Genomic DNA, 19377 nt, shown 5'->3' with positions numbered 1-19377 from the left:
TTTAAAGGGCTTTAGATTAGCGCCAGCTCTCGTCCAGCTCGGTCGGCTCGCTCGTATAGCCGGCTTTCTGGATACCCTTGCAGGCACAGAACTCGTCTTTCTCGGATAGATCGCCGCTGACGCCGACGGCGCCAATCACCGCACCATTTTCGAGGATGAGCGAACCACCCGGAACGGCCGCGAACTGACCGTCAAACGCGCTGGCAGCCGCGACCTGGAAGCCAAGACGTTCTTTCAGGCGGCCACCAAGATTGCGGGACGATTCACCGAAACCGAGGCCACCCCAGGCTTTCGCCGTCGCGATCTCGACACGGCCAATGCCGGAGCCGTCCTGACGCTTCAGACACACCACCTGACCGCCGGCATCGAGCACAACAACGGTCATTGGCAGCATCTTTTCAGCGGTTGCGACGCTAAGGGCCTCATCGGCGATAATTTCCGCCTTGGCCAACGGTAGTGCGACGTGGAGCGGGAAGTTCCCAGCCATAATTAGTCCCCCTAAATCAGGATCATCACAAAAAGTGCTAAATGCTGCGGTGCTTATAACATCGCCCTGCACCGCCACGATACGAAGCCGACATCCGCATCGCGGAAACAAAAAAGGCGGTCGGGAGCTCCGACCGCCTTTTCATTCAGCCTGATATCAGGATCACCCGGCGAGCTTCTTCTTCAGTAGCTCGTTGACCATGGCCGGGTTGGCCTTGCCCTGGCTTTGTTTCATCACCTGACCGACGAAGAAGCCGAACAGCTTGTCCTTGCCGGAGCGATACTCCGCAACCTTCTCTTCCTGGGATGCCATAACGCTGTCGATCAATTCTTCGATCGCGCCCGTGTCGGTGACCTGTTTAAGTCCCTTCTCCTCGACAATCGTGGCAGCATCCTTGCCGCTCTCGAACATCTCGGCGAAGACGTCCTTGGCGATGCGGCCAGAGATCGTATCGTCGGCGATCAGATCGATCAGTCCGCCAAGCTTCGCCTCGTCAACCGGCGAGTCAGAAAGATCCTTGCCCGCTTTGTTGAGATTGCCGAACAGCTCGGTGATCATCCAGTTCGCGGCCAGCTTCGGGTCGCGCCCGTTTGCCACCTTCTCGTAGAAGGCCGCCGTCTCCTGCTCTTCCACCAGGATCGCGGCGTCATAAGGGCTGAGCCCCCAATCGCTCATGAAGCGTGCCTTCTTGGCGTCCGGCAGCTCCGGCAATTTAGCCTTCTCCGCAGCGACAAACTCCTCGCTGAAACTCAGCGGCAGCAGGTCGGGGTCCGGGAAGTAACGGTAATCGTGCGCTTCTTCCTTCGACCGCATGGAACGGGTCTCGCCCTTGTTGGCGTCGAACAGGCGGGTTTCCTGATCGATACTGCCGCCATCCTCGATGATCTCGATCTGACGGCGCGCCTCGTATTCGATGGCCTGCTGCATGAAGCGGATCGAGTTAACGTTCTTGATCTCGCAGCGGGTACCCAGCTCGTCTCCAGGCTTGCGCACGGAGACGTTCACGTCGGCGCGCATCGAGCCTTCCTGCATGTTTCCGTCGCATGTGCCCAGATAACGCAGAATGGACCGTAGCTTCTTCACATAGGCCGCCGCCTCTTCCCCAGACCGCATGTCCGGACGGGAGACGATTTCCATAAGCGCCACACCGGAGCGGTTCAGGTCGATATAGCTCTTGGTCGGGCTCTGGTCATGGATCGACTTGCCGGCATCCTGCTCCAGATGCAACCGCTCGATCCCGATGGTTTTGCTGCGCGGACCCGGCAGATCGACGGTGATCTCGCCCTCGCCCACGATCGGCTGTTTGAACTGGCTGATCTGGTAACCCTGCGGCAGGTCCGCGTAGAAATAGTTCTTCCGGTCGAACACGCTGAAGCGATTGATCGCGGCATTCAGCCCAAGGCCGGTGCGCACGGCCTGCCGGACGCATTCCTCGTTGATCACAGGCAGCATGCCCGGCATGGCGCTGTCGACCAGCGACACCTGGCTGTTCGGCTCGGACCCGAAAGTCGTCGCCGATCCGGAGAACAGTTTAGAGTTGGAGGTTACCTGAGCGTGCACCTCAAGACCGATGACAATTTCCCAGTCACCCGTGTTGCCCGTGATCAGGTTTGATTTTTCCGCCGTCATCTCACTTCACTCCCGTCAGGAAGCCCGGCAGGGCATCGAAGCCTGCCGCCTGTTCCAGTACATGGCCAACCTTGAGGACGGTTTCCTCGTCGAACGCCTTGCCGAGTATCTGAAGCCCCAGCGGCAGACCTTCCCCGGAGAGCCCAACGGGAACCGAAATGCCCGGCAGACCGGCAAGGCTGGCCGGCACGGTGAAGACGTCATTCAGATACATCTTGATCGGGTCGTCCTGATTCTCGCCCACGGCAAATGCTGCGGACGGCGCCGTCGGGGTTAGGATCGCGTCGACCTGACTGTAGGCGTCATTGAAGTCTTTCTGGATCAGCGCCCGCACTTTCTGCGCCTTCAGATAGTAGGCATCGTAATAACCCGCCGACAGCACATAGGTGCCGATCAAGATACGGCGCTTCACCTCGTCGCCGAAACCTTCGGCGCGGGTGTTCTCGTACATCTCGATAAGGCTGTCGCCATCGACCCGGAGGCCATAGCGGACACCGTCATAGCGGGCCAGATTGGACGAGGCTTCTGCCGGCGCGATGATGTAGTAGGTCGGCAGCGCGTATTTGGTGTGTGGCAGGCTGATATCGACGATCTCCGCCCCCGCGTCCCGGAGCATATCCGCGCCTTTTTTCCAGAGCGCATCGATTTCATCCGGCATGCCGTCGACCCGGTATTCCTTCGGAATGCCGATCTTCATGCCGCGAACGTCACCGGTCAGCGCTGCTTCGAAATTCGGCACCGCAATGTCAGCGGATGTGGAGTCCTTCGGATCGTGCCCGGCCATGGCGCCCAGCATCAGGGCTGCGTCGGAGACGGTCCGGGTCAACGGGCCGGCCTGGTCGAGCGAGGAGGCAAAGGCCACGACACCCCATCGCGAGCAACGGCCGTAAGTCGGCTTGATGCCGACAATGCCGCACAGGCTGGCAGGCTGACGGATCGAGCCGCCGGTATCAGTGCCCGTCGCGGCAATGGCGAGACGGCCGGAGACGGCAGCGGCGGAGCCGCCGGAGGAGCCGCCGGGTACCAGCTTCGCGTTATCGCCGCCGGACCGGCGCCACGGGTTCTCGACCGCACCGTAATGGCTGGTCTCGTTCGAGGAGCCCATGGCGAATTCATCGAGATTGAGCTTGCCGAGCATCACCGCGCCAGCGTTCCAGAGGTTCTGGCTCACCGTCGACTCATATTCCGGCTTGAAGCCGTCGAGGATGTGCGAGGCCGCCGTGGTCAGCACGCCTTTGGTGCAGAACAGATCCTTGATCCCGACCGGCAGACCTTCCATGGTCCCGCCTTCACCCTTGGCAAGCTTCTCGTCGGAGGCCTTGGCCATCTCTCGAGCCTTGTCCGGCGTCTCGGTGATGAACGCGTTCAGGCTCTTGCCCGCTTCCATGGCGCCGATATAGGCGTCGGTCAGCTCGGCGGAGGATGTCTTTTTCGTCTTCAGCGCATCGCGCGCCTCTGTAAGACTGAGAGAGATAAGATCGCTCATTATTCGACCACCTTCGGAACAGCGTAATAGCCATGCGCCCGGTCCGGCGCGTTCGCCAGAACACGTTCGGGATAGGCGCCGTCGGACACCGCATCGGCGCGCAACGGCAGGCCGTGGCCTGTGACGCTCGCCAACGGCTCGACATTGTCCGTATTCACTTCGCTCAATTGCTCGACGAAGCCGAGAATGGTGTTCAGATCACCGACCATTGCATCCAGTTGTGCGTCATCGGTCTTGATACGCGCGAGATGCGCGATTTTCGCGACAGTGGCTTTGTCAAGCGACATCGGATAAGGCTCTCCGTAATATTCGGAATTTCGCGGCAGCCCCATACATCAAGCACAGAGCCGCAAAACGGTGGCGAAGGTATCACTGGCACATGACATTCTGCAACCCTGCCGACCTGCCCGCAAAGATGGGCAAGCTGACCCGGATTCTGGGGCTGGACCTCGGCTCCAAGACCATAGGCATTGCCGTCTCCGACCCGTTCCTGCGCGTCGCCTCTCCAATCGAGACAATCCAGCGCAAGAAGTTCACCAAAGACGCGGAGCATCTGGCCCGCATCTGCGAGGAAAAGAATGTCGGTGCCTTCCTGATCGGCCTGCCCCTGAACATGGACGGCACCGAGGGTCCGCGCTGCCAGTCGACCCGCGATTTCGCGAGGGAGCTTATCTTGCGAATCGACCTTCCGGTTGCCTTCTTTGATGAACGCATGAGCACCATGGCCGTCGAGCGAGCGATGATCGACGCGGACATGACACGGAAGAAACGCGCGGCCCGGGTTGACCAGCTCGCCGCCGCTTACATCCTGCAGGCCGCGCTGGATTCGATGCCGGACTGAACAGGCCTGCCCGCGAATACCGAGACAAGACCAAATCCAGAGAGACCCGATGTCGATATTATTCATTACCTCCACACGGATCGGCGACGCGATTATCTCGACCGGTATTCTCGCCTGGCTGCATGAACAATATCCCGAAGACGGCATCACCATCGCCTGCGGCGGCCCGGCATCGAAGGTGTTCGGTGAAGTGCCTAACCTGGAAGCACTGCACATCATCAAAAAGCAGCCCAATCATGGCCACTGGTGGAAGCTCTGGCGGGCCATGGCGCCCCGGAAGTGGCGCGTCGTCGTCGATCTGCGCCGCTCGGCCATGCCGTGGCTGTTGCTAGCCGGAAAGCGCTACAGCGTCCCGAAGGACCGGACCGGACGGCACCGAGTGGAGCTGAACGCCTCGATGTTCGGCTTGCCGTCACTGGACCCGAAGATCTGGACCGCGCCGGAACATCGGGAGACGGCGGAAAAGCTGCTCGCGGGAGCGAAGAACCCGATCGCCCTCGCCGTCGGCGCCAATTGGGCCGGCAAGACCTGGCCCGCGGACCGCTTCGCAGAGCTTGCGGACCGCATCCGGCAGATGAAAGCCTTCTTGCCGGGTGCCAAGATCGTGCTCGTCGGCGGTCCCGACGAGCGGGAGGCCGGCGCGACGCTGCTAGAGAAACAGGATGGAGGAAGAGTGATCGACGCCTTCGGGCTGGATATCCTCTCGACCTACGAGCTGCTGAGAAAATGCAGGCTAATGGTCGCCAACGACTCCGCCATGATGCATCTCGCGGCCGCTTCCGGCATTCCGACCATCGGCCTGTTCGGGCCGACCAAGGACCAGCATTACCGGCCCTGGGGCGAAAATGGCTTCGTTGTCCGCACCCCGGACAGCGCCGAAACCCTGATGGACCGCCTGCACAGCGACAACGCTGCGGTCTCGACCCTGATGGACGGCATAGAAGTCGATCACGTCCTCGCCAAAATCGGGGAGCTTGAGGCCCGTGGGTTGTACAAAGCCGAAGCGGACGGAAGCGCGCCCAGGTGAGCATAGTTGCGCCGTCCAAGGTCGAGCTGGAACGCATCGCCGTTGACGTCCGCCGGTTTCTCGAAGGCATCTGGCCCGCGTGGCACAAATTGCGCGGCCGCCCTCTTCCCGATCCTCTTTCAATCGGCACCTGCCAGACCAGCAGCCTTTTCCTCGCCACAGTGCTCCAGGAATACGGGTTCGACGCCCGCGTCGAACAGGGCAATGATCCGGCGCAGGACGAAGGCTTTTTCAACGACGGCCGCTGGCACGGCCATGCCTGGGTCGTATGTGGCGGCTGGATCGTGGACGTCAGCGCGGACCAGTTCGGGTGCCCGCCGGTCAATATCGAGCAGGAAAACGCGGCCCGGTACCGCAAAGGCAGCGAAGACACGGCTTTCGACGTCGCCAAGCAACAACGGCACCGCCTCGTTAACGCCGCCCTCTCCGAATGGAGCAAAAACAGCTGACTCTTAATCGGCAGGCCGCGCCGTATCCTATCATCGCCAGCACACACCTCGTCGTCATCGCGCCCGCATCGTCGTCATCCGGCGCCCATCATCGTCATCCCGGCCCCCTCGTCGTTATCCCAGACTTGATCCGGGATCTCCTTCATCATAAGTCGGTGCCTGACACAGAAAGGTCCCGGATCAAGTCCGGGATGACCGATGCAAGAGAGTGTTGAGGAGTGTTTGGCGAGGATCGCTGATGCTGATGAACATCCAGCCCACTCTTTTTAACGCCTACGGCGCGCGTCTTCGTCCGCCCACCATCCGTCTTCAAATTTAATGGACTTCTCCGGTTACAACCCCGAACCTTCAAGGCGTTCCGGGCGCATGCTCTTCCCGATTTCGGTCAGGATCGTCTATGCGGCCCGGACACCCTAAACAGGCTAGGAAGACCTGAGGGTAAAAGGGAGGAATGTCCATGTCGAACACGCGAGAGAACACCGGAAGCGAACCCTGGAACGGCCCGCGCTGGGCCACCAGCAGGCATAATTTCGATCCGGCGATCGCCGTACCGCCCCGCCCGGTCGAACTGCACGACCTGACACTCCGCGACGGCGAGGAATCCGCCGATCTCGCCTTCACGACGGCGGACAAGGTGAGGATTGCCGAGGCTCTGGCCCGCCTCGGAATCAAGCGCACCGAGATTTTCCTGACGGTGCCGGGCTGGCAGGAAGTCATTCGCGAAATCATGCGCCGGGATCTCGGCATGGATTTCTGGGTCACCTGGCAGCCGGGACGGGTCGAGAAAGCGCTCGAGCTCGGCGTGCGGCATGTCATGGTCTGGTACCATATCGGCGACGAGATGCAGCGCCACGTCTTCAAGACCAGCCGCGAGGCGCAGTTCGCAAAGATGATCGAGGAAGTCCGGGCGGCCCGCGCGGCGGGCTGTGTCGTGAACCTGTTCATGCCGGAGACCACCCGCGCCGACCTCGACCACATCACGCGCGCCGCCAAGGCGGCGGAGGCGGAAGGTGCCAATTACGTTACCGTTGTCGACAGCCAGGGCATCGCCCGCCCCGCCGCGATCCGCTTTCTGGTCAGCCACCTGAAGGAGCACACGGGCCTGAAAGTCGAGGTCCATTGCCACAACGATTTCGGCCTCGCCGTCGCCAACGTGCTCGGCGGCTATGAGGGCGGCGCCGATGTGCTGCAGGTCTCGATCAACGGGATCGGCTATCGCGCCGGAAACGCATCCATGGAGTCCGTCGCCGCCGCGCTCAAAATGATCTACGGCGCCGAAACGGGCCTGCAGCTCGACCGGCTGCCGGAGGTTTGCCAGCTCGTCGAGAGCATCAGCGGCCTGCCGATCGACTATTACAAGCCGGTCGTCGGCAAGGGCGCGTTCCGGTACGAGCAATGGCGCGCCATCACCGAATTCACCAACGAAAACGCCCGCCGCTTCGCCTTCCCGTTCGAGCCGGAAGTCGTCGGCCGGACCGCGGAGCTCGTCATCGGCAAATGGAGCGACTCCGGCGCAATCGTCCAGAAACTGGCGGAATACGGCCTGACGGCAACACCCGAACAGGTCGGCCGCATCCTCACAAGAAGCCAGCGCGCCGGCGCGTCGAGGCACCGCCCGCTGGAGGATAGCGAGTTCCTGGTCATCGCCGAGCAGGAAGGGGCAACCGACGCCGAGAGCTGAGGCGCGCGAGACCTGCCGGACGCTGACGACAACTGGGGGCCGACTTACCTGCTTGAGGAGGTCGTGCGGATGACCGCGCACCGGAATGCGGAGCGGCGGTTCGGGTGGGAGGTGTCGACTGAGTTGGCTGGGAGGATGAGACGTTGGGGACAATCAGGGAGTGTGTCCCTTTAATTCAGTTGGTTGGGGTGCAGCAGGCGCTAGTATAGCGAGAAAACGAACAGAACCCTATAATCAGAGCGCGAATTAAAGTCGTGCCCTATAATCTCGCGTGTTCCCTGTAATTCTGTGGCGGTCGCAATGGATGATTACGTTACCGGTGACATTTTTACATTTAATCCCCCTCAACAGACACTCTCAGCATGGGCGCCATTTTGGGACTGTGTTTCCATACTTTTTAACTTCCGAACATCAGAGATTTCGGACGGTGACGAGGAGTATGTGGAGTGGAGACTCTTTTGGGTTGCAGGGGTAGCACTTCTCAGGACAGTTGGTCATGTCTTGGCAAAAGTCGATACGAACGCATCTGAAGAACACGCCCAAGCCATCGCCAGCTGGTGGAAACAAATTAGATCTAACAAAGAAAATTCTTGGATCTTTTGGCAATTCATCGAGAAAGAGAGAAATAACCTTCTGAAAACATATACATTTGGCGCCCAATTCTCGCTACACGGAGATGAAGCAAAGATCATATTCGAGGATGGAGAAGACGCATTTGAACGGTTCCGAGAGGCCGTATACTGGTGGCGGCATCAACTATTGACGCTTGAAGGTCAACTATCTGAGATCACTTTTGATTGAGCTTCTCGCGAACGTACTCAAGCCATTTATCATACCACCACCAATCGCCCGGTCTGAGCTCAACGCCAAACTTAAGAGACGGGTTTTTCCCATCTGCCTCTAACCAAAGAAGTTGATGCGCATACTGATTAAAGCTGCTGTGACCTTCTTTCCGCATAGTCTCAATTATGTCTTTAGGTTTGTATTTTCTTCGCTCTGATTCCTTGACTAAAACTCGACTAATCTCTTGTCCCTCAGCCGACTCCGGCCTGATGAATTCGACAACTTGATCTGCCTTGCCCTTGGAGTTGATTGATTGCTCAACGTAAGCGACGCGATACGAGTATTGCGGGTCTCTGATAATTGTTTCCGGCAGGTTGTCTTCGAAGGCGATGTGAGCAGCCAAAAAATTCGACGGTAACTCGGCGTCTTTTAACAACAGATCTCGCTGTGGCTTTGCAATTCCTGCAAATTGTAGAGCAAGGCCCAATTCACGATCCAATCCGTACTCCTTCCCAAACAAATTCTTCAGGGCTTGATTGAAATTCAGGCAACAAGCCTGAAGCTTGGCGCTGATCAGATCGTCAATACGACGCGTCATCTGGTGTTCAATTTCATGACGGATTTCGATAAGAAATTTTAGGTTTGTTTTGGCTGCTTCATCCAAAGGGCAAAAGGGACTGTCAAGGCAACTTCCTAACTCCCAATACTTGTCAGCACCATGGCGGGTTTTGAGAACACTTCCCGTTTTCCTATCTCGGTATCTGTAGTCCAATCCTAAATGCCTAAAATGCGAGTGCATAAGGTAGGTCCAGGCAATCACTGCCGTCACAATGAAAACTTCAGACTTAAAAAAAGCTCGTGGATTATTGAACGCTTGCACCGCCTGCAGCATCGCTTCGCGCGCCTTAATAAGCAGTTCGTCACCTAACAGATGGAGTCCTTTACCGTCTAAATTTGGCCATTCGTCAAGAAATGCAGCCAGTTCCTCTGCACTTGCCGGAGCGACGTTAGAGTGTGTCTTCCCATCACGAATATCTTTAATTCGTCCATGATTTATCGAACGCGTGGGCCGAGTGAAATAAGCTAGAATATCTTGATCATTTTTACGCGGGGACGCAGCAATCATTGCCTTAATGATCGCTACCTCCCACCGCTCGAGTCGGTTCTTGGTTTTCTTAACCATGAATTATATCTACACACGCTCTTGTAGAAAAAATAAGCCCCCCACCCCCCCCTAACAATGATCAGAATGACTGAAAATGTTCAATCCAGATCTAACAAAAGTGCAACTAGCAGAACTCATCCATGGCATGTCGGACCTCGATGTAGCTAGGCTTCTCTATTGTCAGGAAATCGCTGGCGCCTATTTGGCTGTGGCAAGTTTTGAAGAAACGCTGATTACCGCCATGCTAATGTGCGACCTTGTAAAAATTAAAAAGGTTTTAGGGTCAGACTCTGACAATTGGCAAAATATACTAAGCAAGAAAACACTACTTCAAGATTCAACTTTAGGATCGTTAATAAATATACTTGAAAAACATGATATAAATCAACACGATATCAACTACTTAAGGTGGATGAAGAACAAGCGGGACTATTTCATTCATCGTTTATTCCATGACGGCGATTGGCCGGGAAACCTCGACGAGGAGAGTTGTCGAATAATGAGTCGCCGACTGCTCGCCATTCAAATGTGGATGACACGCGCAAGTCATCGAATATGGCCGATTTTCGAACGCGCCGGCCTATACGAAATAAAATACCTCCGTGATGGCAGCATTTTGGCGTTCAACCGCGACCTCTTCGAAAACGATGCATCACCCAACACTTAGAATCTTTAGAAGATGCGATGATCGGAATGGTTTTCCCCAAGAAGGTAATTGGTAGGCTCCCATACCAATACTTCTACCCCCATCACTCCCCCTCATACCGATACCGAAAATCACAGTGGCTAGCCCCGCTCATGATGGTCTGGCCCCGTTCCATCGTGATATTGTCCGAGTATTCCTCACCGAAATTAAGGAGACATACGATTTAATTCACGGTCCCAAAAGCCCAAGTCTCATATCCCATCACCCGGCTCATTCCCCGAAAAAAGCCCGTCAGCCGGATCGCTCCCCCGCCTCAACCAACGCCTTCATCTTCCGAACCGCTGCTTCCGGCGCGGTCAACACCGGCCGGTCGGTCACGGCGCGGCAGGCCGGGGCGGCTGGGGCCATGGAGAAATGAGCCAGCAGGTAGACATCCGCGTCCGTTGTGCGGGCGACCGCCTCGGCGATGAGGCGGTTGTGGGTTTCGGCGTCGCCGCCAGCCAGCGCCTCCCGGGCGCCCTCCGCGAAAACCGTCGTCAGGCCTGCTCCGGAATTGCGCCGTGCGGCCTCTTCGCGGAATTCCTCTGCCATGCCCTCGACCGCCGCCGGGAAGGTGTAGATCATCGCAACCCGGGGTCCGTGGCCGAAGGCCTCCTCGAACATGGCTTCGTTCGGTTTCAGGACGGGCAGCGGAGAGGTGCGCGCGGCCTCCTCGATTGCTTCGCCGAAGGCCGAACAAGTGTAGAGGATACCGGCTGGTCCCGTTCCCTCGGCATAGCGCGCGAGGGAGACGATCCGCGCCGCCAAATCTGGCGTCAGCGCGGCATCTTTCGCGCGGTCGACCGACAGCCCCTCGTCCAGCAGGGAGAGAATTTCAGCCTCCGGCCATGCCTCCCGGAAAGCCGCCTCTATCGGGGCCATGGCGAGCGGCGTTGCGTGGATCAGGGAAATGCGGAGCGCGTCAGACATGTCTCTGTGGTCCTCAGACCTGGTCCTGCGCCGTCCGGCGCGCGAGAAAGCCCGAGAGGCGTTCCAGCCCCTCCCCAATGATCGCGGGCGTGTTCGCGTAGCCGATGCGCACATAGCCTTCCATGTTAAGGGCCGCGCCGGGGGTCAGCATGACGCCGGTCTCCTTCAGCAGGGCTATGCAGAAGTCTCGCGAGGACATCGGCAGATCGTAGCGCAGCAGCGCCGTCGTCCCGGAGCGCGGTTTGACCCAGGAGATGGCGGGCTCCCGCTCGACCCAGTCCGCGAGCATGGCGAGGTTGCCGCGGGTGATCTTCTGGCTGCGCTCCAGCACCCGGTCCTTGTGTTCCAGTGCCAGGGCCGCAAAATGATCGTCGATCATGCCGACGGAGATGGTGTCGTAATCCCGGTGGATCGAGACCGCCTCGATGAGCGTGCGCGGAGCGGCGATCCAGCCAAGGCGGAGGCCCGCGAGCGAGAAGGCCTTCGAGGTGCTGGCGGTGCTGATGCCGCGCGCACTCACGTCCGCCATGGAGACGGTGAGCCCGTCGCCCTCCTGGTCGGTGCCGCGATAGACCTCGTCCGAGAGGATCCAGGCCCCGGCCGCCTCGGCGATCCGGGCGATCTCCTCCAGCATGGCCCGGTCCATGAGCGCGCCGGTCGGGTTGTTCGGATTGTTGATCGCGATCAGCGTCGTTCCCGGCACGGCCAGCGCCTTCAGCTCGTCGAGGTCGGGCAGGAAGCGGTTCTCCTCGCGCAGATGCAGGTGATGGACATCCGCGCCGATGCTTTTCGGAATCGAGTAATGCTGCTGGTAGGTCGGCACCACGGAAATCACCCGGTCGCCGGCACTGACGAGAGTCTTGTGCACCAGCATGTTGGCACCGATCGTGCCGTGGGTGACAACGATGTTCTCCGGCGCCTGCTTCTCGTAGAGCGCCGCGATCGCCGCCCGCAGGCGGTCGGAGCCCTCGATCGCGCCATAGGTCATCTTCATTGACAGGAGAGCCGAAAGGTCGTCGTCGTTCTTGCCCGCGAGTTTCAACAGCTCGGCTATGGTCAGGCTTTCAACGCAGGTTTCGGCGAGATTGAGCTCGCACTTCGTCTCCCATTCGTTCATCCAGATCTCGACACCGAACGGTTCGATATGCATGCAGAAGTCCTTTCCTGAGGGGCGCGGGCGCTGCGCGGGGATTGCCGTTCATGCCTGCCGGTCTATCACCGGGTCAGACGTTCATCCGACGCTCACCCGTCCCCTTCATACCGATACCGAAAATCACAATGGCTCGCCCCGCTCATGATGGTCTGGCCGCGTTGCATTGTGATCTTGTCCGAGTACCCTTCGCAGAAGCTGCCGTCCCGGTTGCAGGACAGGAGGTGGCCGATCTCGCCGAGGCCCATGTCCTTGTACATCTCGGCATAGCGGCAACGGGTGACATTGAAATGATAGGTATCCTCCGTCGCCTCCAGCACGTCGGTTTCCAGCGCCCCTCCCTTGGTCCAGAGGCCGTACAGGTCCTGGAAGTCGCGCATGTTCCGGTCAGGGCCGTCGCGCTCGGCGAATGTCTGGGCTTGGGCGATGGCGGCCTTGCGGATGGCGTTGCCGAGGATCTTCTGGGCCGCCGCCGTGCCGATCTCCGCCACCATCTCCTCGTAGAGCGGTTTGATCACGTTCGCCTCGATGCGGCGGAGTTCGATGATGGGAAGATCGGTCATGGCATGTCTCCGTTAACTCAGCGGCCGGGTTCTTTGGCGGCCCAGCTCTTTAGCGGCCCGTTCTAGCGGCCAAGCGTGCCGCCCTTTAGGGAGCGCGGGTCGCGCAGGCCCCAGCGGCCGGCCTCAACCTCGTGGAAGAAGTCGAGAATGGTGCGGTTGAAAAGCGCCGGCTCCTCGATATTGAGAGTGTGGCCTGTATTGGGGAACACAGACATTCCGGCGGACGGGATGGTGCGCTTCATCAGCAGGCCCGGCTCGAGGCAGCTTTCGTCCTCGTCCCCGTTCACGATCAGGGTCGGCACGGTCAGCTCGGCCATCTTGTCCCGAAGGTCATAAAGCGACGGCCGGTTGGCCTGAACGCCACGCAGGGTGTTGGCGGAGCCTTTCGAGGAATGCTCGCCAAGCTGCGCCGCGAACTCGGCCCAGCCGCGCGGGTCCTTGTTCTGCAACTGCACCCGGGCAGGCTCCAGCGCATAGCCCGGAGCGATCTTGTCCATCCCCTCACTCTTGATGCGCTGCGCCAGTTTTTCGGACTGGACCTTGAAGTCATCGCGCCGGTCCGGATCGGCGCCATAGCCGCAGCCTGCAACGACCAGCGACAGAGCACGCTCTGGATAGGCGAGGCCGAAATGCAGCGTGGCGAACCCGCCCATGGAGAGGCCGACAATATGCGCCGCCTCGATATCGTTCGCATCCAGCACGGCCTTGATATCGTCCCGCGCGCGTTCCTGCGAATAGCGGGCGGGATCGTCCGGCACGTCCGACGGCGGATAGCCGCGCGAGCCATAGGTGATGCAGGTGTAATAGCGGGACAGCGCCCGGACCTGCGGCTCCCAGCTCCGGTGATCTCCGGCAAATTCATGCACGAAGACGACAGGCGTCCCCTCACCGGTCGTCTCGCAATAGAGCGAGATACCGTCATCCGTACTCACATAGCCCACGCCAGCCCCCCGTTTTTATTGGTTGGCAATAACTATGCAGGATCAGGCGGCGGCACCCAAGGGGCAGGATTGAGAATAAACTGTTCCGGTTACGGCGCTGTTCCGGCCCGGCTCCAAACGTCAGACGAAGCTGTGAAAGGGCGCAATCATAACCCCCGCCGCTTCCAGCGATGCTAGCAGAGCCCGCGCCATGCCGACGGCAGCCGGATTGTCCCCATGCACGCAGATCGTATCGATCCGGCCCCCGATGCGCTTGCCGCTCTGGGTGATGACAGCGCCTTCCTGCAACATCCGTAGAACCGAATCCGCCGCTTCCTCCGCATCATGGATCACTGCGCCAGGCTGGCTGCGCGGCACCAGATTGCCGTTATCCTGATAGGCCCGGTCGGCATAGATCTCGCGCGCCATGCGAAGGCCGCACACCCCGGCGGCGCGTTCCGTCGCCATGCCGGGCATGACGACGAGGATCAAGTCGGGATCGACCGACTTTACGGCTCTGGCCACCGCTCCGGCAACGCCGTCATCCTCCGCCACCAGATTGCCGAGCGCGCCGTGGGTCTTCACATGGGTGACTTTCGTACCCTCAAGCGCCGCCACCCCCATCAGCGCGCCGATCTGGTAGGCGATCTGTTTCTCGATTTCCTCCAGACTGTCGCCGGCGATCTTGCGCCGCCCGAAGCCCCAGAGATCGAGATAGCCCGGATGCGCCCCGATGCCGACACCGCCATCCCGCGCCCGGATCACGGTCTGCCGCATCACATCCGGATCGCCCGCATGAAATCCGCAGGCGACATTCGCGCTGGAAACAATCGACAACATGTCCGCATCGGCCCCCAGCTCATAGGTGCCCCAGCTTTCCCCAAGATCGGAATTGAGATCGACGCGCATTTTTCTCAGGCTCCGGTTAAACCGCCCGATATTCATATATCGACAGTGTCCGGTATTGAAGCGCGGCAGTGAAGAACGACCGTCTTACCAGCCTTGCTTTATGTCGAGCGTGACCAGCCGTGTGCTAACATCGTCGGGGGACGGAGCCTCGACGAAGCCGAGATCACTGCAGAGCGCGAGCATCGCCCGGTTCTCCGTCATCACGTAACCGAACATTTTTTGCAGGCCACGCGAATGGGCATGCCGGATAAGGTCTCCCATCAGGCGACGGCCAAGCCCTTGCCCCTGCTGGTCGGTCCGGACCAGAGCAGCGAACTCACAGGTTTCAAAATGCGGATCTGCCGTCAGGCGAGCGACACCGAGGATTTCACCATGGTTCTCCGCAACCAATGCCATCTCCCGGTCGTAGTCGATCTGGGTAAGACGCGCAGCCGTTTCATGCGGCAGGGTTTTGACCGGTGCGAAAAACCGCCGGCGCAGATCGTCGAGGGAAGATTTCTGGATCAGATCGAGCAATGCCGGCTCGTCTTCCGGGCGGATCGGGCGAACCGTCAGCGCCAGTCCGTTATCGAGACTGATATGCCGCTCCAGTTGCTTCGGATAGGGCTGGATCGCTACCGGGATCGCCTTTGACGGATCTTGCACACGGACCCTCGCATCGAGGGCCAAGATGCCGAAATCGTTGATGTAGAGCGGGTTGACATCGAGCTCCCGGATTTCCGGGAAATCCATGGCGATCTGCGAGAGTTTGACCAGCGCCATCGTCAACTCCTCGATGGCTGCCGCCGGACGGTTGCGGTAACCCTGCAAAAGCGACCAGATCCGGGTCCGCTGGACCATATCGCGTGCCAGCGGAATATCCAGCGGCGGCAAGGCAACCGCGCTGTCATCCGCGACCTCGACCTCGACACCGCCTTTACCAAACAGAATGACTGGCCCGAACACACGGTCGGTGGTGATGCCGATGATCAACTCTTCCGCATGCGGCATGGTGGCCATTCGCTGAACCGCAAATCCGTCGATCCGGGCTTCCGGCTTCACGCGCGCCACGGTCCGGAGCATTTCCTCTGCCGCCGCCACGACCTGCTTACGTCCGGTGAGATCGAGACGAACACCTCCGACATCGCTCTTGTGCGTGATGTCGTGGCTGAGAATCTTGAGCACAACATGATTGCCAAGCTCGACAGCAGCCCGACCAGCCTCATCCGGCGTCTGTGCTATCACTGTCTCCACAACCGGAATGCCATAAGCGTCCAGCACGTCTTTCGCTTCCGGCTCAGTCAACCATTCGCGACCGTCATCAAGCGCCTTCTGGACGATCTTCCGTGCGCGTTCGGTCTCCGGGTGATAGCCCTCCGGCAGCGACGGCGGCGTTTGCATCAGCATGTCGCGGCGGCGCTTGTAACGCACCAAATGCATAAAGCCGGTCACCGCCTGGTTCGGCGTGTCATAGGAGGGAACAGAGGCCCTGTAGAAAGCCTTTTTCGCCTTTTCCTGCGCCCCTTCGCCGACCCAGTTCGTCAGGATCGGTACACGCGGCTTTTTCGCGACAGCGTGTTGCACAACTTCCGCCGCCTTGAAACTGTCCGCAATCGCAGTCGGACAATTCAGCACCAGAACCGCATCCACATTCGGATCCTTCACAACCTCTTCGAGTGCGGCTTCATAGCGCTCCGGCGGTGCATCCCCGATAATGTCGACGGGATTTCCGCGCGACCAGGTAGAGGGCAGCTTGGTGTCAAGCGCCGCAATGGTTTCGGGCTTGAGGTCAGCTAAACGTCCGCCCAATTCGATCAGGGTCTCGGTTGCCAGCACACCAAGGCCGCCTCCATTGGTAACGATCGCCAGACGATCATTCGCAGCCTTGAGGCCGGTGCCGAGCGTGTTCACCGCGTCGAACAGCTCAAGCAGGTCATACACGCGGAGGATCCCGGCCCTCCGGAAGGCTGCGTTGTAGACTGCATCGGAGCCCGTGAGTGCGCCGGTATGAGACGCCGCAGCCTTGGCTGCTGCCTCATTACGTCCCGACTTGATGGCGATCACAGGCTTGTTCCGCGCCGCCGCGCGCGCGGCTGACATGAACTTGCGGGGGCTGCTGATCGACTCGATATAGAGCAGGATCGCCTTGGTATTCGGGTCCGCAACCAGATAATCCAGCATGTCGCCGAAATCGACATCGGTCATGTTGCCGAGCGAGACCACATGAGAGAAGCCGATATTGTGATGTGCCGCATGGTCAACAACGGCAGAAGCGACGGCCCCGCTTTGGGTTACGAAGGCGAGATTACCCGCAGGCGGCTGGATATGCAGGAAGGACGCATTGAGCCCGATGGTTGGCACCATGATGCCAACACAGTTCGGCCCGACCACACGGATCGGATAATGCGCCTTGATGCGCTTGATCTCTCCGGCCAGATCAGCGCCATGACCATCACCCTCACCGAACCCGGCGGTAACCACCACAGCCGCCTCGGTTCCCTTGGCCGCCAGATCCTCCAGCACCGAAGGCACTGACGCGGCCGGCGTGCAGATAACAGCGAGGTCCGGAACGATTGGAAGATCAGCGACGCTATTGTAGCAAAGCGTGGATCCAATCGAGTCCTCATGCGGATTGACCGGCAGCACAGGCCCATTAAAGGAATCGCCCAGCAGGTTTCGCGAGAGAACCTTGCCGACCGACTGCTCGCGGTTGCTGGCCCCGATGATTGCGACCGACCTCGGCTGAAAAAGCTTATCAAGATTCCTGATCGACATAGGGCGGCCTCATTATGTTGCAATGCAATATAATAACTATGCCGCCGGAACGTGTCAGTCGTAATGCGCGCAGAAGATAATTTGTCGCAGCGCACAATATACAGCGAGCATCAGTTCGGTTCCCGGCCGGCACGCGCGCTATCGACCATGCGCTCCAGTTCGGCGATATCTTTCACCACGTAAGCGCCACGGGTCCGCTCCAGCAAGTCACTGCGCTCGAGAGCCTTCAACTCCCGGGTCACCGCTTCACGATGAGTACTGATCCGGGCCGCGATCTCGGCATGTGTAGGCGGCGGAGAAATGCGCCCGGTTCCATCAACAATGCGCCCCGCCCGCGCGAGACGCAGCAACTCGGCATGAATACGGTTGCGCACCCCGAGCGTACTGAACTCGACCACACGCTCTACCAGGGTCCGGATCGAGCCAACCATGCGCTTCATCACGATCTGCGACATTTCAGGGGTTTCGGCAAGCAGCTCCCGGAACATCTCGGCAGACATGCAGCCAACGACCGTTCTGCTCAGCGCGACGATGCTCGCGGAGCGACGCCCACCATCGATTGCCGCGAACTCACCGAAGTGATCTCCCGTCTTGAGATCATGAATAATCACGGTCTTTCCCGTTTCGGAAAAAACGGTCACACGAACATCGCCCCAGGTGATGAAGTAAACATCGGTCGATTCATCGTCGAGATTGATGATCACCTGATCTGCTTCAAAATTCCGCCAACGGCATCTCCGGTCGAGATCAGCGATTTTCGCTTCAGGCAAGCACCGCAGCAGATGGCAAGCCCCAAGGCTGCGATTCATAGTCGACACATGCATCTCCCCCCAATGGCCGGAACATAGCATCAATCACCTGAACCGGCATCGTCCCTGCACCAAGTCACTTTATCTAGCTACAGCGCAAGCCCACTCACAACCGCGCTTCGATCCCGCATTTGTCCGCCTTGCTAGGCGAAGTTCTTCTAAGAGCCGACGTACCGTGCGGAATCCCACACCGGCCTGATCAGAACGTCCCTATCTTTCAATCAGAGAGGAAGGGATCGGAACAGCCGCCATAACAGCGTTTCCCCAGCGTCGGCGGTCTCCCCCCTTCCCTCTGGATAGAGCGAATTTTCATGAGAGTCATCTTCAGGACCGCGCCAAAAGTGATAGATCAGGGGCACCCCGCCTCCCTCATCAATCCGGCGCGGTCTCTTTTTGTGGCAATTCGCCCTTTCCGGGCGCATCTCAGGCGTTACCGTGCTTGTCGCCAAATACTACTTTTAATCACAAATTCACTTGCCGCACCAATATGCCCGCCCTATTTCAATCTTGTCTGTGGACGGCTTTATAAACGGGGTGCCTTCTGCTGCTTAGTGCCGATCGTCTCTCCTAAAGCGTGTCTAAGAGTAAGTAACTGAGTGAGTTTATTGGAGTTTGTGAAGAGGAGAGGTATCCAGTCATGCCAACGGGTACAGTGAAGTTTTTCAAGACCGACAAAGGGTACGGGTTCATCACCCCCGAAGATGGATCGCGCGATGTCTTCGTGCATGTTTCTGCAGTTCAGAATTCCGGGTTGGCGACCATCTCCGAAGGCCAAAGGCTGAACTTCGAAGTTCAGGAAGACGCTCGCGGCCCCAAGGCCGTCGATTTATCGGTCGCGGATTAATTAGAGCGCACCGCTTGGTCTTTAGCGGTGCATGAGTAGATAGAGACAACAGTTCCAGCTATAGCTCGACATAGCTGGCCCTTTGGTATGCCCGGCTGTGTTACCTTCGAATTGCCCTCAGCTCATCCTGACATCACGGCCCCAACGACGTATTGGACAGATTCAAGCGCATTGAAGCGTGTTGACGCTTCACAGACCGCAGTCGAATTGTCATATTCGCGATCGTCCGGACAGAACAAAACCCGCGACCGGTTAATGACCGTTG

General features: G+C 59.1%; 19 protein-coding genes. 7 read left to right on the top strand and 12 right to left on the bottom strand.

Translation table 11 applies throughout. The features are described 5' to 3' along the window. Window positions 1-16: 16 nt before the first annotated feature. The 4 genes from ABJ076_RS14835 to gatC all read right to left on the bottom strand — a co-directional run bounded on the left by ABJ076_RS14835 (window position 17) and on the right by gatC (window position 3889). Window positions 17-487: a heme-binding protein gene (locus tag ABJ076_RS14835; protein WP_348184674.1), complete on the bottom strand. Its 471-nt coding sequence runs from the start codon at window positions 485-487 to the stop codon at window positions 17-19. A gap of 162 nt (window positions 488-649) precedes the next feature. Continuing rightward, the gene (gene gatB, locus ABJ076_RS14830) at window positions 650-2116 is read right to left on the bottom strand and encodes an Asp-tRNA(Asn)/Glu-tRNA(Gln) amidotransferase subunit GatB (RefSeq protein ID WP_348184672.1); all 1467 of its coding nucleotides are present in this window, start codon (window positions 2114-2116) and stop codon (window positions 650-652) included. A 1-nt stretch (window position 2117) separates the two neighbouring features. Further along, window positions 2118-3602, bottom strand: a complete 1485-nt coding sequence (gatA, locus tag ABJ076_RS14825) for an Asp-tRNA(Asn)/Glu-tRNA(Gln) amidotransferase subunit GatA (protein ID WP_348184670.1) — start codon at window positions 3600-3602, stop codon at window positions 2118-2120. After that, entirely contained in the window at window positions 3602-3889 is a 288-nt protein-coding gene (gene gatC / locus ABJ076_RS14820; protein ID WP_348184669.1) for an Asp-tRNA(Asn)/Glu-tRNA(Gln) amidotransferase subunit GatC, read from the bottom strand. The genes gatA and gatC overlap by 1 nt, the downstream gene beginning before the upstream one ends. A 92-nt stretch (window positions 3890-3981) precedes the next feature. On the opposite strand from gatC, the gene ruvX reads away from it, so the two are divergent. The 5 genes from ruvX (at window position 3982) to ABJ076_RS14795 (ending at window position 8401) form a co-directional block, all read left to right on the top strand. Continuing rightward, window positions 3982-4443: a Holliday junction resolvase RuvX gene (ruvX, locus tag ABJ076_RS14815; RefSeq protein WP_348184667.1), complete on the top strand. Its 462-nt coding sequence runs from the start codon at window positions 3982-3984 to the stop codon at window positions 4441-4443. A 49-nt stretch (window positions 4444-4492) separates the two neighbouring features. Beyond that, the gene (locus ABJ076_RS14810; RefSeq protein WP_348184665.1) at window positions 4493-5470 is read left to right on the top strand and encodes a glycosyltransferase family 9 protein; all 978 of its coding nucleotides are present in this window, start codon (window positions 4493-4495) and stop codon (window positions 5468-5470) included. Next, the gene (locus ABJ076_RS14805; protein WP_348184663.1) at window positions 5467-5919 is read left to right on the top strand and encodes a transglutaminase domain-containing protein; all 453 of its coding nucleotides are present in this window, start codon (window positions 5467-5469) and stop codon (window positions 5917-5919) included. The genes ABJ076_RS14810 and ABJ076_RS14805 overlap by 4 nt, the downstream gene beginning before the upstream one ends. Before the next feature lie 457 nt (window positions 5920-6376). Beyond that, window positions 6377-7600, top strand: a complete 1224-nt coding sequence (locus ABJ076_RS14800; protein ID WP_348184661.1) for a hypothetical protein — start codon at window positions 6377-6379, stop codon at window positions 7598-7600. 300 nt (window positions 7601-7900) lie between these two features. Then, complete coding sequence (locus ABJ076_RS14795) at window positions 7901-8401, top strand: hypothetical protein (protein WP_348184659.1); 501 nt, start codon at window positions 7901-7903, stop codon at window positions 8399-8401. On the opposite strand, the gene ABJ076_RS14790 is transcribed toward ABJ076_RS14795, so the two are convergent. Then, window positions 8388-9566, bottom strand: a complete 1179-nt coding sequence (locus tag ABJ076_RS14790; protein WP_348184657.1) for a DUF3644 domain-containing protein — start codon at window positions 9564-9566, stop codon at window positions 8388-8390. The genes ABJ076_RS14795 and ABJ076_RS14790 overlap by 14 nt on opposite strands. A 76-nt stretch (window positions 9567-9642) precedes the next feature. On the opposite strand from ABJ076_RS14790, the gene ABJ076_RS14785 reads away from it, so the two are divergent. After that, the gene (locus ABJ076_RS14785; protein ID WP_348184656.1) at window positions 9643-10215 is read left to right on the top strand and encodes a hypothetical protein; all 573 of its coding nucleotides are present in this window, start codon (window positions 9643-9645) and stop codon (window positions 10213-10215) included. Between the two features lie 270 nt (window positions 10216-10485). On the opposite strand, the gene ABJ076_RS14780 is transcribed toward ABJ076_RS14785, so the two are convergent. The 7 genes from ABJ076_RS14780 to ABJ076_RS14750 form a co-directional block, all read right to left on the bottom strand. Beyond that, a complete protein-coding gene (locus ABJ076_RS14780; RefSeq protein WP_348184654.1) occupies window positions 10486-11163 on the bottom strand; it encodes an arylsulfatase in 678 nt (225 codons plus the stop codon). A 13-nt stretch (window positions 11164-11176) separates the two neighbouring features. Beyond that, complete coding sequence (locus ABJ076_RS14775) at window positions 11177-12313, bottom strand: aminotransferase (RefSeq protein ID WP_348184652.1); 1137 nt, start codon at window positions 12311-12313, stop codon at window positions 11177-11179. 92 nt (window positions 12314-12405) lie between these two features. Next, entirely contained in the window at window positions 12406-12876 is a 471-nt protein-coding gene (locus tag ABJ076_RS14770; protein ID WP_348184650.1) for an L-2-amino-thiazoline-4-carboxylic acid hydrolase, read from the bottom strand. A 62-nt stretch (window positions 12877-12938) separates the two neighbouring features. Further along, window positions 12939-13817 (bottom strand): alpha/beta hydrolase, encoded by an 879-nt coding sequence (locus ABJ076_RS14765; protein ID WP_348184648.1) that lies wholly within the window; start codon window positions 13815-13817, stop codon window positions 12939-12941. Window positions 13818-13937: 120 nt separating this feature from the next. Further along, complete coding sequence (locus ABJ076_RS14760) at window positions 13938-14705, bottom strand: 5-oxoprolinase subunit PxpA (RefSeq protein ID WP_348202613.1); 768 nt, start codon at window positions 14703-14705, stop codon at window positions 13938-13940. A gap of 84 nt (window positions 14706-14789) precedes the next feature. After that, on the bottom strand, window positions 14790-17459 hold the full coding sequence (locus ABJ076_RS14755) for a bifunctional acetate--CoA ligase family protein/GNAT family N-acetyltransferase (RefSeq protein WP_348184644.1): 2670 nt from the start codon (window positions 17457-17459) through the stop codon (window positions 14790-14792). 110 nt (window positions 17460-17569) lie between these two features. Continuing rightward, window positions 17570-18268, bottom strand: a complete 699-nt coding sequence (locus tag ABJ076_RS14750) for a Crp/Fnr family transcriptional regulator (protein WP_348185905.1) — start codon at window positions 18266-18268, stop codon at window positions 17570-17572. A gap of 637 nt (window positions 18269-18905) precedes the next feature. On the opposite strand from ABJ076_RS14750, the gene ABJ076_RS14745 reads away from it, so the two are divergent. Next, complete coding sequence (locus tag ABJ076_RS14745) at window positions 18906-19112, top strand: cold-shock protein (RefSeq protein ID WP_193171024.1); 207 nt, start codon at window positions 18906-18908, stop codon at window positions 19110-19112. Window positions 19113-19377 lie beyond the last annotated feature (265 nt).

Source organism: Nisaea sp. (assembly GCF_039990255.1).
In the GTDB taxonomy this organism is placed as follows: domain Bacteria; phylum Pseudomonadota; class Alphaproteobacteria; order Thalassobaculales; family Thalassobaculaceae; genus Nisaea.
This window is presented reverse-complemented; position numbering and strand designations above follow the sequence as displayed.

What these genes read in the sequence shown, in the direction of transcription:
- ABJ076_RS14750 (WP_348185905.1), bottom strand. Translation starts at nt 18,268, where the DNA reads ATGAATCGCAGCCTTGGGGCTTGCCATCTGCTGCGGTGCTTGCCTGAA.
- ABJ076_RS14770 (WP_348184650.1), bottom strand. Translation starts at nt 12,876, where the DNA reads ATGACCGATCTTCCCATCATCGAACTCCGCCGCATCGAGGCGAACGTG.
- ABJ076_RS14795 (WP_348184659.1), top strand. Translation starts at nt 7,901, where the DNA reads ATGGATGATTACGTTACCGGTGACATTTTTACATTTAATCCCCCTCAA.
- ABJ076_RS14760 (WP_348202613.1), bottom strand. Translation starts at nt 14,705, where the DNA reads ATGCGCGTCGATCTCAATTCCGATCTTGGGGAAAGCTGGGGCACCTAT.
- ABJ076_RS14835 (WP_348184674.1), bottom strand. Translation starts at nt 487, where the DNA reads ATGGCTGGGAACTTCCCGCTCCACGTCGCACTACCGTTGGCCAAGGCG.
- ABJ076_RS14790 (WP_348184657.1), bottom strand. Translation starts at nt 9,566, where the DNA reads ATGGTTAAGAAAACCAAGAACCGACTCGAGCGGTGGGAGGTAGCGATC.
- ABJ076_RS14785 (WP_348184656.1), top strand. Translation starts at nt 9,643, where the DNA reads ATGTTCAATCCAGATCTAACAAAAGTGCAACTAGCAGAACTCATCCAT.
- ABJ076_RS14810 (WP_348184665.1), top strand. Translation starts at nt 4,493, where the DNA reads ATGTCGATATTATTCATTACCTCCACACGGATCGGCGACGCGATTATC.
- gatA (WP_348184670.1), bottom strand. Translation starts at nt 3,602, where the DNA reads ATGAGCGATCTTATCTCTCTCAGTCTTACAGAGGCGCGCGATGCGCTG.
- gatC (WP_348184669.1), bottom strand. Translation starts at nt 3,889, where the DNA reads ATGTCGCTTGACAAAGCCACTGTCGCGAAAATCGCGCATCTCGCGCGT.
- ABJ076_RS14800 (WP_348184661.1), top strand. Translation starts at nt 6,377, where the DNA reads ATGTCGAACACGCGAGAGAACACCGGAAGCGAACCCTGGAACGGCCCG.
- ABJ076_RS14780 (WP_348184654.1), bottom strand. Translation starts at nt 11,163, where the DNA reads ATGTCTGACGCGCTCCGCATTTCCCTGATCCACGCAACGCCGCTCGCC.
- gatB (WP_348184672.1), bottom strand. Translation starts at nt 2,116, where the DNA reads ATGACGGCGGAAAAATCAAACCTGATCACGGGCAACACGGGTGACTGG.
- ruvX (WP_348184667.1), top strand. Translation starts at nt 3,982, where the DNA reads ATGACATTCTGCAACCCTGCCGACCTGCCCGCAAAGATGGGCAAGCTG.
- ABJ076_RS14745 (WP_193171024.1), top strand. Translation starts at nt 18,906, where the DNA reads ATGCCAACGGGTACAGTGAAGTTTTTCAAGACCGACAAAGGGTACGGG.
- ABJ076_RS14775 (WP_348184652.1), bottom strand. Translation starts at nt 12,313, where the DNA reads ATGCATATCGAACCGTTCGGTGTCGAGATCTGGATGAACGAATGGGAG.
- ABJ076_RS14755 (WP_348184644.1), bottom strand. Translation starts at nt 17,459, where the DNA reads ATGTCGATCAGGAATCTTGATAAGCTTTTTCAGCCGAGGTCGGTCGCA.